The organism is Paenibacillus glycinis, assembly GCF_009909185.1.
GTDB lineage: Bacteria > Bacillota > Bacilli > Paenibacillales > Paenibacillaceae > Paenibacillus_Z > Paenibacillus_Z glycinis.
Genome location: NZ_JAAAMV010000012.1, coordinates 243,678 through 259,249 on the forward strand (window position 1 = coordinate 243,678; position 15,572 = coordinate 259,249).

Annotated in this window: 12 protein-coding genes; 1 reads left to right on the top strand and 11 read right to left on the bottom strand. The window is 41.0% G+C overall.

Annotated features, from left to right (window positions below; translation table 11 throughout):
• Positions 1-66: 66 nt before the first annotated feature.
• Entirely contained in the window at positions 67-1,362 is a 1,296-nt protein-coding gene (locus tag GT019_RS16680; RefSeq protein WP_161744317.1) for a glycosyltransferase, read from the bottom strand.
• A 46-nt stretch (positions 1,363-1,408) separates the two neighbouring features.
• The gene (locus GT019_RS16685; RefSeq protein WP_161744318.1) at positions 1,409-2,158 is read right to left on the bottom strand and encodes an SDR family NAD(P)-dependent oxidoreductase; all 750 of its coding nucleotides are present in this window, start codon (positions 2,156-2,158) and stop codon (positions 1,409-1,411) included.
• A gap of 344 nt (positions 2,159-2,502) precedes the next feature.
• Here GT019_RS16685 and GT019_RS16690 point away from each other — a divergent pair, with 344 nt between their 5' ends.
• Positions 2,503-3,306 carry a GNAT family N-acetyltransferase gene (locus tag GT019_RS16690; protein WP_161744319.1) on the top strand — a complete coding sequence of 268 codons (804 nt, stop codon included), beginning with the start codon at positions 2,503-2,505 and terminating at the stop codon, positions 3,304-3,306.
• 1,002 nt (positions 3,307-4,308) lie between these two features.
• Here the strand turns inward: GT019_RS16690 and GT019_RS16695 are convergent.
• The 9 genes from GT019_RS16695 to murA all read right to left on the bottom strand — a co-directional run bounded on the left by GT019_RS16695 (position 4,309) and on the right by murA (position 15,570).
• On the bottom strand, positions 4,309-4,959 hold the full coding sequence (locus GT019_RS16695; RefSeq protein WP_161744320.1) for a gamma-glutamyl-gamma-aminobutyrate hydrolase family protein: 651 nt from the start codon (positions 4,957-4,959) through the stop codon (positions 4,309-4,311).
• Positions 4,956-7,280 (bottom strand): PEP/pyruvate-binding domain-containing protein, encoded by a 2,325-nt coding sequence (locus GT019_RS16700; RefSeq protein ID WP_161744321.1) that lies wholly within the window; start codon positions 7,278-7,280, stop codon positions 4,956-4,958. Before GT019_RS16700 ends, GT019_RS16695 begins: the two co-directional genes overlap by 4 nt.
• Positions 7,281-7,450: 170 nt before the next feature.
• On the bottom strand, positions 7,451-7,936 hold the full coding sequence (locus GT019_RS16705) for an NUDIX hydrolase (RefSeq protein WP_161744322.1): 486 nt from the start codon (positions 7,934-7,936) through the stop codon (positions 7,451-7,453).
• A gap of 230 nt (positions 7,937-8,166) precedes the next feature.
• A complete protein-coding gene (murC, locus tag GT019_RS16710; protein ID WP_161744323.1) occupies positions 8,167-9,462 on the bottom strand; it encodes a UDP-N-acetylmuramate--L-alanine ligase in 1,296 nt (431 codons plus the stop codon).
• Positions 9,463-9,567: 105 nt separating this feature from the next.
• Positions 9,568-10,212 (bottom strand): hypothetical protein, encoded by a 645-nt coding sequence (locus GT019_RS16715; RefSeq protein ID WP_161744324.1) that lies wholly within the window; start codon positions 10,210-10,212, stop codon positions 9,568-9,570.
• Between the two features lie 347 nt (positions 10,213-10,559).
• Positions 10,560-11,957 (bottom strand): Mur ligase domain-containing protein, encoded by a 1,398-nt coding sequence (locus GT019_RS16720; RefSeq protein ID WP_161744325.1) that lies wholly within the window; start codon positions 11,955-11,957, stop codon positions 10,560-10,562.
• Positions 11,958-12,112: 155 nt separating this feature from the next.
• A complete protein-coding gene (locus GT019_RS16725) occupies positions 12,113-12,844 on the bottom strand; it encodes a phosphocholine cytidylyltransferase family protein (RefSeq protein WP_161744326.1) in 732 nt (243 codons plus the stop codon).
• Positions 12,845-13,052: 208 nt separating this feature from the next.
• On the bottom strand, positions 13,053-14,168 hold the full coding sequence (locus GT019_RS16730) for a serine hydrolase domain-containing protein (RefSeq protein WP_161744327.1): 1,116 nt from the start codon (positions 14,166-14,168) through the stop codon (positions 13,053-13,055).
• Positions 14,169-14,292: 124 nt separating this feature from the next.
• On the bottom strand, positions 14,293-15,570 hold the full coding sequence (gene murA, locus GT019_RS16735) for a UDP-N-acetylglucosamine 1-carboxyvinyltransferase (protein ID WP_161744328.1): 1,278 nt from the start codon (positions 15,568-15,570) through the stop codon (positions 14,293-14,295).
• Positions 15,571-15,572 lie beyond the last annotated feature (2 nt).

A 15,572-nucleotide genomic window follows, 5' to 3' on the forward strand; every position in this document is an offset into this window, starting at 1 on the left:
GGTTTGCCTAGTTGAAAACAGCGGCATTAAGGGAATCCCTTATGCCGCCATCCGTTATCTCGTTAATTAGAGACCGCCATTGTCGATCAGTTGTTCCAGCAATCGTGCCGCGTCGCGCGGACCGTCGTATTTCGCGAACACCTCCTGCAATTGTTTCGCGCGTATCCGGTACTTGCCGTCAGCCAGCACCGTCCTCACCGCGTCGCGGAGCTGCTCGGGCGATGGCGCGCCCGTCAATAGGTTAAGGCCGGCACCGGACCAGGCGATGCGCTGGTTAACCTCGGGCTTGTCTTCCGAATCGCCTGCCGCGATTAGCGGCACACCGTTGGCGAGCGCTTGCTGTACCCCGCCGTAACCGCCATTCGTGATCATGATGTCGACCAACGGCAAGAAGGCGTTGTACGCCAAGTATTCCGCTACGCGCACGTTAGCCGGCAGATCGGCGCCGATCGCGGACACCGGTCGTCCGCCCGTGCTCACGACGACGAGCACGTCCTCTTCGGCCAGCGCCCGGATCGTCGGCACGACTAACCGGTTAAAGTTCCCGGTGTCGAGCGTTCCCTGAGTAACGTGCACGACCGGTCGTTCACCGTTCAGCTCCGACCACCAGTCCGGTAGATTTTCCGGCGTCTTCGCGTTTTTGTCCAACATCGGTCCCACGAAACGCACGGTGCTCGGCAGGTCGGATCGCGGATACTCGAAGGCGGGAACCGTATATTCGAGGTACAAATCGCAAAGCTTAGTCATGGCATCCAAAATGTAAACATGGACCTGCGGCAGCCCGTTATCGGACAGCAGTTGATTAAAATATTGAAGTACGTCCGCGAAAATCACATTTTCGAACTGATGGTTCATCGCGATATTTCTTTCGCGCTCGTCCACGCCGGGCGTAACGGGCAGCGCGGGACCGAACGGAGGCGTATCAACGCTGGATACCGTCAGCGCGGTAAATCCGGTAACGACGACCTTGCGACTTTTCAGCTCGCCGGATTCGATCATCGGCAGCATAAACCAGCACGAGGGATCAACAACGATCGCCTCCGCGGGGAACGTCTCGAGAATGCTTCGAATCTCTCTAACGTAAGTAGGGGTCGGCTTCAAAAATATTTCGCGCATATCGTGCTTCATTTGTTCTATTCCGGCATGATTCCGGCGATCCGGAAACTCTTCTTCCAATTTCCGGTCGTCGTAATCGAAGCTCATTGCGATATGGCGCGCACCGATCGCTTCGATCGTCTCTTTGAACCGTTTTCCCGTATACCAAACGACTTCATGCCCTTTTTCGACTAACGTTTTGGCAAGCAGCAAGCTTGCGTTAATGTGTCCGTGAAGCGGCGTCGTACTAAATAAGATCTGTGCCATGTTCGTATTGCCTCCAGTAGATCGTGATGTGTTGCGAAGAATCGAATTAGATGCCCATACCGCCGGAAACTTCGATTCGCTGCGCATTGACCCAGCGATTCTCTTCCGATACGAGCGACGCGATCATCATGCCGAGGTCTTCGGGAAGCCCAGGGCGGCCAAGAGCGGTCATATCCGATACCATCTTGTTGACCTGCGGATTATCGCGCACCATGCCTCCGCTGAAGTCGGTTTGGACGGCGCCCGGAGCGACTACGTTTACTTTGATGCGACGAGGTCCAAGCTCCTTCGCTTGATACTTCGTTAATACTTCGATAGCGCCTTTTACGGCCGCGTAAGGAGCGCTGCCGACGATTACCCTTGTCAAGCCTGTCGAAATATTCACGATTTCGCCGCCGTCATTTATGACCGGAAGCAGCTTTTGCGTGAGAAAGAAGACCCCTTTCAAATGAACGTTATATAGCGTATCCAATTCTTCTTCCGTCGTAGAGGCGAATGTGCCATGGTGGGACGTGCCTGCGTTATTCACCAATATATCGAAGCGTTCTTGGCCCCATGCGGCCAAAACGCCTTTCACGCTCATGACGAAAGCATTGAACGCAGCCGTGCTGCTAACATCCAGCTTCAGCGCGACGCCTCTGCGGCCGGATTCTTGAACGAGCTTAACGACTTCTTCGGCTTCTTCGCTGTTGGTGTTATATGTCAGGATCGTGTCAATGCCGCGATCTGCCAGCGCAAGTACGGTGCTGCGACCGATTCCTCGGCTGCCGCCGGTTACAATAGCGATTTTGGACATGAATAAATTCCTTCTTTCATCTTGTTTCCGGAGCTCATCGCGTCCGGTTGACTGTACTATAATATATAACTAAACAGTTAGTCAACAATTTCGGATTGCATTTTCCTTCCATTCGTAAATCGCCGAGCGATCCATGCTCTTCGCAAGAACCTGGTGAACGCTACGACGATTCATGTTTGTTTATGCAATAGACATCCCCAGCATACGGCGATTCAACCATAAGTAACGTTACGAGTCATTGCCTTATTCATCTAATTGACTAAATAGTTAGTTTAGAAATATAATAAAACTCGCCTCGCCCAACGCAGAGAGTATTGAACGAAACCTACAAGGAGGCCACTCAAATGAAAACGAACGAAAGTACGCACTCGCCTAACGTTGGCGTCATCGTGTCGAACATGCTGAACAGCCTAGAAGAACTAAGCAGGAACTGCCGGCATCTTCGTTTTATTAGAGACGACAAAATGATTCGAACGGAATCCGACGTTCCTTATGGCGTGTTTAACTCCGTATACGGCAATCTGAACACTGAACAACCCGACCTTCCGGATGAGGTTCAATTGATCGCTTCGTCTTATCGCGCTCGGGGTCAACGCGCCAATTGGATGACTTTCTCGGAGCAAGAAGACGAGATCCTTCATCAATCGCTGCTGGCCAATCACTTTGTCCACGCGGGAAGCTTGACCGGCATGGAGCTTCCTCTCGATCAACAAGAAATCGCGATCCCTTCCGTAGAAGGATTGGCGGTTAGCGAAGTGCTCGAATCTAAACAACTTGAACAATTCAGGCAAATGAAACTGAGCTTACATGCTCCTGGGGATGTTACCGCTGTGCCCATATCGGATTTTTTGACGGATTCGTCAAGCCCGAAACTTCGTCGCTATTTAGGAATCATGGACGAGAAGCCGGTGGCGACATTAATAACGTTCTCGGATGGAGACATCGTTGGTTTTTATTCGGTAGCTACCAGCGAGTCCTATCGATCTAGAGGCATAGGAAGCGCCATGATGGCTCATGCTCTTCGCGAAGCGCAAGTTGCCGGAATGAAGTTAGCCGTTCTTCAGTCCACGCCCATGGGATTAGATGTTTACTCGAAGCTTGGTTTTCAACAAAAACTTACGCTGCGCATCCATGCATCATCTTTTTAAAGGTCGATAGTTAGCCGCGCGAGCTCCCCCTATCTAACCGAATCGAAACAGGCTGCCTATCGGCAGCCTGTTTCGTTGCTTTATCGTTGTTATCAATCGCCGTCGGTCTGATTCTTCTCGATGGCCGACTTGATCTGCGCGAGGCGGAGTGATTATGAGGATTCCATAATTTAATCTCCCCAATTATGTCAGGTGATAAAAATCTCTGGAACTAAATTTGTTAATTTTACTGGATTTGCCGCGACATATGATAAACATGAAAAATAAAAAGTCTGAAACCATCAGAAATTACCATGCAAAGAAAATTGGAAACCACTATAGTTAAATTTTCTTTTATTCATCACCTGACCAATAGAAAAGCCTTGTTTGGTACCTTAATAATTTTATAAGTATCTCGTTTTAAATTTTCTATCGCCTGTCGAGTACCGTTATCTTTAACAGTAATACCTACAATTATTTGGACGTCCTTCATTTTTGAGATTGTATTGAAAAACTGCTCCATATCGTTAACGACAATACTATGCTGTGCTGGCTCATCAAACATTAGAACTCCTGGATGCCCTAGCGAACTGGTAGATTTCTTCAAAAGCTTCCGGTGATCCCCATCCACGCTGAAAACAGGTCGGGGTAAGTCTTTCTAAGCCAAAATAATTTTGAACATTATTTATAACTTAAATAGTCGCATTCATTAATAAATATGTAACTTCTCCTTTCATTTATTCATTATTTCCGAGCTTTATGAAAATAACTCAGCTCTTAGTAAAGAGTAGTTAGGGCTCCTTAAAACTTAAACAGAAGTCCGCTGAATATCAGCATGAATATATCTGAATCAACAGTTCTTTCGGATGCCTCAGATAACGCAAATGTAAAAATAAAAAATGGCGGTGTGGGAAAGGTTCCCACACCGCCATTTCATAGAGGTTATGTTATTTGCCTATACCATCGTTCCCCGTTCCTCGTTTATGAGAGTTTATCTCACATATACTCATTCATTCCAGGATTTCATCTGAGACACTCTGTCGGAGTCGTCCTATTGTGATCCATTCTTTTCGTGAAAATGCATTCGAACAGTTTTTGATCTTCTACTCGATAAGGATTGATTCGCTCAGGATGCCACATAATACCATATATTGGTTTTTCCCTATGAAGTATCCCTTTAACAATTCCTTCTTCACTTTTCGCCCATACATAATAGTTGTCACTTGTTTCTTTTGTCCCCCACACATGATAGCTGTTGACAGTTTGAAAGGTCCCTTCAACGATAATCTTTTGTGTAGCTGTGATCTGATTGCTTACCCGTTCTAAGTTCATTCCGTCACGCGTCTGAAGTAATTGCATCCCACGACATACCCCGATTACTGGGATACTATATTCCCGAGCCCAATCAAGCAAATAATCTTCTACTTCTTCTCTTTCACGATTCCCATTGCCGAATAAACAGAGATCTCCCCCTCCAGTGAGGAGAATACCATCCGGGGGAAATAGTTGAATATACTGCTTGACAAGAGACTTTTCACTTGGAAGAACAATGGGTAATAAATTACACTTTAAAAGAAAAGTGATCCAATGTTGATCTAACGAATCCCTCTTCTCATCGGTGTCAGTGATGTAGATTTCGCGCTGCGTTACGAAAATACGTGGCGATGCATTCATTGAATCACCTTAACTTGTTGATTTATAGCGTCAATCTCAAGCACCTTTGCTTTTGCCCATTGCCGGTATAAACTTTCTCCTGCTCCTATGACAGCTGGAATTCCAAGCTCCCCCGCACGAATCGCCATGTGAGAGTTTCTCCCGCCATAGAGCGTAACAAATCCCACAATTCCTTGTGTAAAGACCCAATCATAGCCTGGGTCTGCCTGTTCAGTAAATACAATGCTTCCTTCCATTAGTTTTCGTTCTCCTAGAATGGTCACAGGTGCAGTGACTTTTTTTTGAGTAACAAAGTTAGGCTCACAAGGCGGGAGGTGAAATGCAAACAAATCACGGCTTTCCCCAATTAATGGCGGCAATACTATTTGTTTTGTTATTTCATATTGTGTCCTGCCCAATTCTATGCTTGTTTCCAACACTGTCTTTATATCATTAGCAGTTCCGAATGAATCATACAGACTCCGAATGTTGGCATACGTTGCTTCTTCTTTTGAAATCCCGTGTTCCTCACAAACCAATTCAAATAATCGTAATGCATCACTGAGCGATTTTGTGAAAATGTACTTTGCGTATTCCCTACTTTCTATAGATATTTTTATGAAATTAAATAATGCAACTACATCCCCTAAGATCCCATGTTTCATTAAAAGTGCATTTATTTGATTCATTTGATCAAGCGAAATATAGAAAATGTCGTTTTTCTTATCATCGCAATGTGCCTTTTCCCAATCAAAATAATGATCAGGTTCTTCGTCATAACGGGCTGATAAAAGATCGTATGTCCCAGGACGCAAATGCCCATATTTTTGCAGGAATTCGCTTTTTTCTAACCTTGTATAATCCATTCCGATCTTCTCGCTAATGGTAGATAGGGATCGCATAAATTGCTCTTTTTCGCCCTCATTCATGATTCCAACGTGTACTAGGGACTGTAGCAACTGAACAGCTATAAATCCGGCCCGTGCCAATCCCGCAAACGGAAGAGTGCCATACCGCTTACAATCTTCAAGTAACCAATATATTTTGCCTACTGTATCAAGCGGACTGTCCATTATGAGCGCATGCCGAGCAACCAGATTTTGAATTTTATCAAGGTCCTTCTTCCAAAGACCTTCACCAATAATTCGATTCGTTAGCCTAAGTAACGTCTGTCGTAATTCTTCTTGTTCGGAAGTTGAAAAACCGTGATGCCCTAGTTTTTGCAAGTGCTCCTCAATATCAAACGTAAAACAAGAAAATACTATATCAAATTCTACTTTGTCGTGCTTAGCAGGCGTTGCTTCGAGTTCACTAAGGTAATGGTTAATCAACTTTTCACATAGAGGTGCGGAAAGGTCTGAAGGTAGAAATGAATTAAAACTTACACGCACATCGATATAAGGAAGTCCATTAAGATCGACCATTAAAGGAAATCCATGCAAATCTCTATAGCCATAATTAGCCCTTTGGGATGCCCAAATACTATTAGTAATTAACTCCTTATATAAACTCATTGCAAGAGGACGAGGTCGTATTCCAATTATTTCAGCAGGGTTCCAATCGGGCATAACCCCTAAAAGCGTCCTCTCTCCAAAGAGATAAGGGTGCCTTTTATTCCATTGATTAATTTTGTCTGCAATACGACTAAGTGTTTCTTCTTGTTTGTAGTATAAGGTTGATGTAGTTGACACAATAAGAGGCCGGACCTGAAGTAAATAGAGTGTGTTGTCCGCAAAGGCGAATTCTACGTCCAAGCAATCTCTTTGACTATACTCCATAAGCTCCTCAAGAAGCTTCACGACCTGTTCTATGTTAATAGGGAGATCTATAAGAGGAGGAATCCCACGTTTGTAACGGCGAATATAAAAAGTTTTCAATTCGTTGCTGCTACCCGCAGTAATAGTGTCGGTTTGTCCGCTTCTATCGTCATAATTGATTACATAATATGGAGCGCTGGTATGGGGATCTCTTGTAAAGGCTACTCCACTACATGTAACGTTATGCAACATTGGTTGTATAAATACCTGATCCTCTGGCTGATTATTGTCGTATGAAAAAATCACTTCATGAACAGCACGCTCAAGCTCAATTTCGTTGTTGATATGTAGGACCGACATGTATTTTCCTGCAAGAGATTGATACTCACTATCTTCGGCAATCGCACTACTACGAACAATTACACCCTTTGATAACCATCCTTGTTCCTTTACTTGATTCATAACGAATGATCGGTCATGGTTCCACTGATTGACTGTAAAACGAATTTGCGGCAATATGCGGGCGAATTGAATTAAAGAAGCACACGCTTCGAGCGACTCAGCTTTAGTTGTAAACGTTAACATAGGCTTCTCCTTAATCGCAGCCTTAAAAACTAGAGTTTGCGATTTTTGCAGTAAGTGTTGAAAAGATGATCATGCCATGCTTGCCACCTAAGTATCGCTTGAGAAAACCACTTAAATAGAAAAAGAAGCGAAAACGGATATTAAAATTATTTTCTACGACATTAGTTAGTCTAATACGTTACTTCACTTTTCTGAAACAGTATTGTTGAGCCAAAACGACTGATAAAACTGTCTAAAAAATGGGCATATGCTGTCCCGATGTTGACAGGCAACCCATTTAGTGGGAAGTAACGCAAGTCGACAGATTCATTATTATCCGAACTCAACTCACCTTCGAACTCTGATGTAAAGTATACTGCCGTTACGGCGTATACTTCGTCTCCATTTTCCATCCGTCGGAAGTATTCTGTACCGGAGAACACATCAAGCAATGTTATCGCCTTGATATCAAGTCCAGTCTCTTCCTTCACTTCCCGCCGAGCGGTGTCCTGCAAAGATTCTCCGAGTTCCATGAGTCCGCCCGGCAAGCCCCAATATCCACTTGTTCTACGCTGGAGCAAAATGTGACCCATGGCATTTATAATGATTACACTTGCGCCTGGCAGAATTAATGGACAGTTACCCACGTACTGACGTAAAAACTTATAGTACTCCACTATATGTACCTCTTTTCCAAGTCCCGACTTAACTTGTTTCTCTATTGGTCACTCCTGTTTCTTACAGGGTAATTCGGCTGTTAATTTCTTCTAACAAAAAAAATACTCCTTTGCTTAGTTAGCTGATTTATCTATGGATTAGAGATGCTCTACACCATACTTCAAACTCTTCTCTTTTCAGATTATCTTGAAGATGAAGGTGCCTAAAACATTCTCAAATTCCACAGTTATTAAGATTGAAATAGTACCTCTTGGTATTTCTGTATGTCTCCAGCTCCCATAAACACAAGTACTGAATCATCATAAGGAGACATCTGCGATTTAAAGTTCCTCTCTGATACAAGTTGTGAACCTGGAATTCGCAATTGCAGGTCATTTATCGTAATTGTGCCCGTTGCTTCTCTTGCTGAATTAAATATCTGACAAAGGTAAACTTCATCGGCATCTTTCAGTGAGAAGGCAAAATCATCAATTAACTTCTCCATTCGACTAAATGTATGAGGTTGAAAAATCCCGATAATTCTCTTTTTAGGGTATTTACTTCTTGTTGCTTCGAGGGTAGCCTTAATCTCAACTGGATGATGTGCATAGTCATCAATAATCACATTAGAACCCCATTGCCTTTCAGTAAACCTACGCTTGACGCCCGAAAACGTAGCCAATTGTTTCTTGATAATATTGATATCATAGTCTAGTTCTAATGCGACCCCAATCACAGCTAAAGCATTGAGTACATTATGCTTCCCGAATAAAGGTATTGAGAATCCATTAATTCTTATATCTTTAAAGTAAACGTCAAAGGTTATACCATCACTTTCAACTACAAGATTTGCAGCTCTAAGGTCATTGTCGATTTCAAAACCATAATAGAGTACATCGGTAGTTAGTTTCAGCAATCGTATCTGTGGGTCATCTCCACATACTACTAATCGTTTCTTTGATAAAGAGGCCATTTCATTAAAAGCGTCTCTAACATCATTTATATCAGAGAAATAGTCCGGGTGATCAAAATCAATATTTGTAATTACAGTAATTTGAGGTTCGTATGCAAGGAAATGACGTCTATATTCGCAACCTTCAAATACAAATAATCGAGCATTGGGAGCCCCTTCGCCTGTTCCGTCTCCAATGAGACTGCATACTGGCTCAATAGCATTGAGTGTATGTGTCATCATCCCAGTGGTTGTGGTTTTACCATGTGACCCCGTTACTGCAATACTTGTATATCTCTTCATCCAATCACCAATAAAATGATGATAACGATAAATATGAATACCAAGCTCTTTACAACGAAGAATAGATGGATGAGTATCTTCAAAAGCGTTTGAGGCAATAACCTTCATATCGATAGTTAAAGGTGCATCCCCGAAATTAAATAGAGGAATATTTCGTGTTTCAAGGGGTACTTGTGTAAAGAGAAATGAATCAATATCCTCCCCTTGTACATTATTCCCAAGGTCATGTAGGATCTGTGCTAAAGCACTCATTCCGCTGCCTTTCACCCCAATTAAGTGATAATTTTCCATATTTACCTCCACTAAATTAATAGTACATAAAAGCTTTATAATTTTTTATATCCAGGAATTACGTATAAAATTAGGCAGTAAGTATAATAGAATTATATAGTACTATCAAGGTAAAGCCTTATCCCAATCTTCAATTATTGTTTTCACCCTATCCACTGTTTCTTCAATAAAATCTTCAACCACTATTCTAGTAATGTATTGTGTACCAATTCCTGGTTTTTTCTCCAAAAGATCAAACCAATGAACAGTTCGCAATCTCCAAAAATTGATCTCTTGTTCACTAAGTAAAGGACTCATACCATATATTTTGCTATTTATTAAACCCTCCCACACAATTTCTTTCCACCATTTCGTTTCATATAAATAAAAGTCTACTTCATCGGTTTCTGAGGAATATGTTTTTTTAATCTCCTCTTTACTGAAGTTGTTACTTAGTGCCTCTTTCTTAAATGATTCGTATACGTTTTGCACCCAGTAATAATCAGTTATTATGTGGGCAAAATAACCTTTCACAAAGCTATTCCAACCCGAATCCCTGCTCTGACTAATGTATCCTCTATAGTCTCCCTCCAAAGAAATCAGACCTTTTTGTTGAACTTCAAAATGAGTTTTATTTTTATCATTTCTATTAGCATTCTTTCTCATATGCACTGAATCTGGAGCAATGCAACCAAGTAAAAATGAAGGGGGGATACTTCTACCTTCAAAATATTTAACCCCTATAGCTAGATGAACCATAGGTAAAGGCACTTTCCACCATCCTTAAACATAAAATTAATGATATGAGATAGTATAACGTCTTTTGGAGCCATGGCTATGAGCTGAAAAGAAGTGATAACAAATAAGACCGATGGTACCAATGCCTAGTCCCGCCGAATTTGTCCAATTATAATAGAATCCCTGCAAAAAATTTAAATTTAAAGGATTTACAAGTGTGATAGGTGTAAATTATAGACATGTAGAGGTGCCATTCTAAGTGGCAAACGGTCGAGCCTGCATATGTTCTACGCAACCTCGAATCAGACCCAAGAGTAATTCTATGCCACATACAAATCACACCGGTAATCGTCTCTCATTCTAAATGAACTGGGCTTAAATCAAAAATTTGCCGGTTCGAAGCGATGTTTTATGTTTGAAATAACTGCATTATGGATTTCAATAAAATTTTCTTTATAATTATCGTAACCAAATGTCAATAATGCAACCGGGCCGTCTTTGGACAAATTTTCAACTTTTTCACAAATTTGCGCTATGGAGATCCCTCTCACTCCAATCACTTCGAAATTAGCCAATTCCTCAATTAACAGCTCAATTGCATTATCATCTTCAGCTCCTCCCATACTCCGTGCAGCTCTACCAATATCAGCTATCATTACCGCATCAACATTCTTCAATACCTCGGCAAATTGATGTAACGGTCTCGGATTCAGATGCCCCCACATACCCGCAACCACAACTATTCTATAATTCGGAAGAAAACGGGAAATTACAGAGAGTGTAGAAGCAAGTTGTGACGGATTTCTAGCATTATCGTCTATTCCAATGTAGTGGTCACTCTGATACTTAACATCAAATCGCCTATTTGGAAGACGTGCATTAAGTAATCCATCCCTAATGACATTTGGGCTTATTCCAAATTCCATAGCTAAAGCGATTCCGGGAATTAAGTTCTTAACTAAATGATCGCCAGGCATGTTAATTAAAAACTCTCCAGCCACCGTATTGTTATGTTGAACTTGAAACATTGTAGTAAAATGGTTCCGACTAATAATATTTGCGCGCCAGCTTCCAGAATGTAAACCATATGTAACAACCTTATTATCACGAATGAGATCTTTAAAAGCTGGATTATCCTCAATATTAGCGGGCAAAAATACTTTAGAAGCAAGACTAGATTCTATAAAATTAACGAATGCACTACTCACACTATCGATATCAGTACCAAAATAGTTTTCATGATTTGGTACAATATCTGTTAATATTATATTATCTGTTCTAAAGCCAAAAAAAGCTCCTTGATATTCACAGCTTTCAATGATCGCAATCCTGCCATCTCCTAGAGAACCACTTTCACCAGTGGTTTTTGATTCTGCCCCCATATAGACAGTTGGATTAATCCCATTACTAAAAGCGCTTTCCAGTAAGGCTGTAGTGGTAGTTTTCCCAACTGAACCAATTACCGAAATTCGTTGGCCAGATCCATGAAGCAAACGATCTAGACCTTGCATTCTACTCCAAATTGGAATATGGCGCAATTTCGCCTCTAATATCTCCGGGTTATCGTTGTCTATCATCCCGGAAACGATTATAGCATTCACCTTCTCCACATTTCTCTTGGAGTGCTCATTAAAAATCTTTATCCCTTTTTTTTCAAGTTTATCAACATTTGAAGAACGTTTCAGATCAGAACCAGTAACCAAATGCCCTTTGGCAGAGGCAATTTCGGCAATCCCTCTCATGCCGGTTCCACCTATTCCAATAACATGTAATTTCATTTTCCCACGTCTCTTTCTAATCAATATCATTTATAAGTCTATTCGAGATAAATATTCAGATTTTATAGGCAATATAGATAGACTCATTCTTGTCGACATCAAAAATGAAACTCGAAGACAGGGATGTATATGAAGAGTCCTTAATTTCATAAGCACTATTTAAATCCATGTTCCCAAGATTCATACAGTCTAATATCCTGTAAACTATCTACCTCAATCCAAAAATCGTCACAAGGAATAGTGCTCACTTGAATATTATACTTCAATAGAATTGCTAGCATCGCTGTTACGTCAAGTTGATCTAAAGCCTCGGAGTTTAGAGAATTCAACACGGCACTTAATTTCCTAAATCCGGATGGGGTCGTCTTCAACAATCCCATAAATTGACCTTCTATTTCATCCAGATTCACTGCTGGATTACCTATCTCTAGTAAAATTGAATGATCGCTAGTTTTAAATGTCTCCAAATCACTCAAAGGGTTTATAAATCTCTGTTCCCATAAATCCCTATAATTAGTTTTGTATGGAATTGATATTTCATCGTGATTATTTATGAGCAAACGAATGGTATTTGGAGTATATAAAATATCAGAATAAGCTATTATGCAGTCATCGTTCTCCAGCCAATCTTTAGATGACAATAAGGATCTTACAATGTTTGAATTCTCCCATCTCTGGTTATGGAAAAAATGTACTTGTTCCAATTTAATTTTATCCGCGAGGTATCCAACCACAACTCCTATTTCATTAATACCCGAATCTCGCAAAATTTTTATTTGCCATTCTATTAGCGTCCTTCCCCACAATTCTGTCATACACTTTGGTGTATTATCTGTTCTATCTCCCATTCTACTGCCTCGACCGGCTGCTAGAATTATTGCTTTCATTTCGCTACTCCTTTTACCCATATACTGAATCCATTTAGGCGTTTGTGCTTCGTACTAAAATTCAGACGAAACAACACAAATCGCAAATGCATCGTCTTTTCGAAAACAACATCAGGTTTACCCTTATAAGCAGTCCAAAATACATGTTTCTGGGCATTTTTTATTGATAGTGGATCTGCATCTAAAGAAATTCCCTACAAATATAGAATCACTGTTGCAAACTCAAAATAAACTTCCAGCTTTGCTTTAATATATTTTCTCTAAGCTCATGAATACCAAGTGTGTTCCGGGTTGGGTGTACACGATTAGTTAATAATATGACAAAACTATCGAGACTCGGATTAATCCATAACCCTGTCCCCGTAAATCCAGTGTGTCCAAATACCCTCCCAAATTCTGTATTATCTGTTGCCCAGGCCAGTCCTCGCGAGGCATTTAAATGTTCTGTATGATTAAGCAGGGAGTCGTTTATTAATTGTTCACTAAGAATTCGAGTCCCCTGCCTTTCTCCTCCAGCCATTAACATTACAAGAAACTTTGTTAGATCTCCACTGGATGAAAAAACTCCAGCATGGCCAGCTACTCCCCCAAGCCAATGAGCATTCTCGTCGTGTACAACTCCTTTCTGGATGTCCCTTATCTCCTCCCTGTATTCAGTGGGAGCTATTTGTTGTATGAAATTTTCAGATGGATTGAACATCGTAGAATACATTTGAGTGGGTTCCCAAATATTCTGTCTTGCAAATCTTTCTAAAGACATTCCTGATATATGCTCAATAATATAGCCGAGCAAGATAAACCCACGATTGCTATAGAGTACTTTTTCCCCGATTCCTTCAACTATATTATCGTTGCATATCCTGTCAATTAGTGTTCTTTTCTCATTTGTCCCATATTGTTTAATATACGTTCTTTCCGGCAATCCTGAAGTATGGCATAAAAGGTCTTTGACTGTGGCCTTTCCCACTCGCGTATTTCTAGCTTGAATAAGACAGTCTTCAACCCGCATTTCAAAATCGAGTTCCCCATATTCCACTAGTTTTAAAATTGAACACCATGTTGAGATAATTTTCGTTACAGAAGCTTGATCAAAAATAGTTTCTATATCCATTGGCTTCTTTATAGGAGACACCTCTTTAAAACCGTAAGCCTTGTGCAGCAGAAGTTTTCCTTTAGAAGCAATAACTAGTACTGCACCAGGTATGGTGCCCATCTCAACATTTTTCATAATAGTGTTACTTATAGTTGTTTCCAACTCAATTCGCCGACTTACTTCATCGTCAATATTAATTTGAAATTCATCCCAAGGATTTGCACATTTCATCTCTTCCACTCCTTTATTTTTCAGACGTCCCTTAACTCTCTAATTAAAATGATGGGCTCCTCAAAATTTTGTACTGTATGAATGCAGCTGATACTTTGATTTATTATAGAATGCAATTCCTTGCTCAGATTTCCAACAGTGATGCTGATATTGGCTCAATAACCTGAATATTGGCCCCCATATTCTTAAGTTTCGTATATAGATTAGCGTAACCTCTATCGATATGATAAAAACCATCTATAACTGTTTCCCCTTCAGCTGCTAGTGCCGCAATAACCAAAGAAGCACCACCTCTAATATCTTGAGAAACAACATTATTACCGAAAAGTTTTGTAACTCCTCGAACTATAGCAGTCTGTCCCATGATTTCAATGTCAGCTCCCATTGAACGGAGATAAGGTACATGCAAGAAACGGTCGTCATGGAGATTCTCAACAATCCTACAATTTCCTGCTGATTGCGTCATCAGTGCCATATATTGAGGTTGTAAATCTGTTGGAAAGCTAGGATATGGATTAGTTTCAATTGACTTTGATCTTAACTGATCAATACAAGAAATTGTTACAAATTCCTTATCCTTAACAAAGTCCGCTCCACCTTCTGATAGCAGATCGCACAAATAGGCGATCTGCTTAAGTTCAGATGCCTTAACAGTTATTTCTCCTCTTGAGGCGATAGCAGCCATTATATACGTACCAACCTCAAGCCTATCAGGCATTATTTCCCATTGACCACCAGATAACGTCTCATGCCCCTCTATAACTATCGTTTTAGTACCGACGCCATCTATTTTCACGTTCATATTTCTGAGGAGGCACGCTAAATCTTCGAGCTCTGGTTCCATTGCAGCATTTTCAATAATTGTAATACCTGCAATTTTTGCAGCTAACATCATCGCAAACCCTGTTCCTGTAAAACTAGGGAAAGGAAGAGACAATTTTGTGGCCTTGAGTTTAGTAGCCCGAAATGTATACCCGTCCTCTTTCTCAATTACATGCCCACCTAACTTGTTGATAACGTAGAAATGTGTATCCAAAGGTCTACGACCAATTTTGTCTCCACCTGGGCGAGGAATAGTTACCTCACCAAACCTATGTAACAAACCTGGTACGAATAAAATACATGATCTAACTTTACGACCATATTCAGCCGATATTTCACTTTTAACTATTTTTTTAGAGCATATTTCCATGTATTCATTTGATTCATCTAATTTGACATCACAATTAATGTCAAGCAGAATTTGTGTAAGTGTATGAATATCTTGTATCATTGGAACTCTATTCAATCGAATAACGCCATCCGTAAGTAATGCGGTCGTCACAAGAAACTGCATTGAATTTTTAGCACCGTTAAAACTCATTTGTCCTTTCAATGATTTCCCACCATTAATTACCAACATTT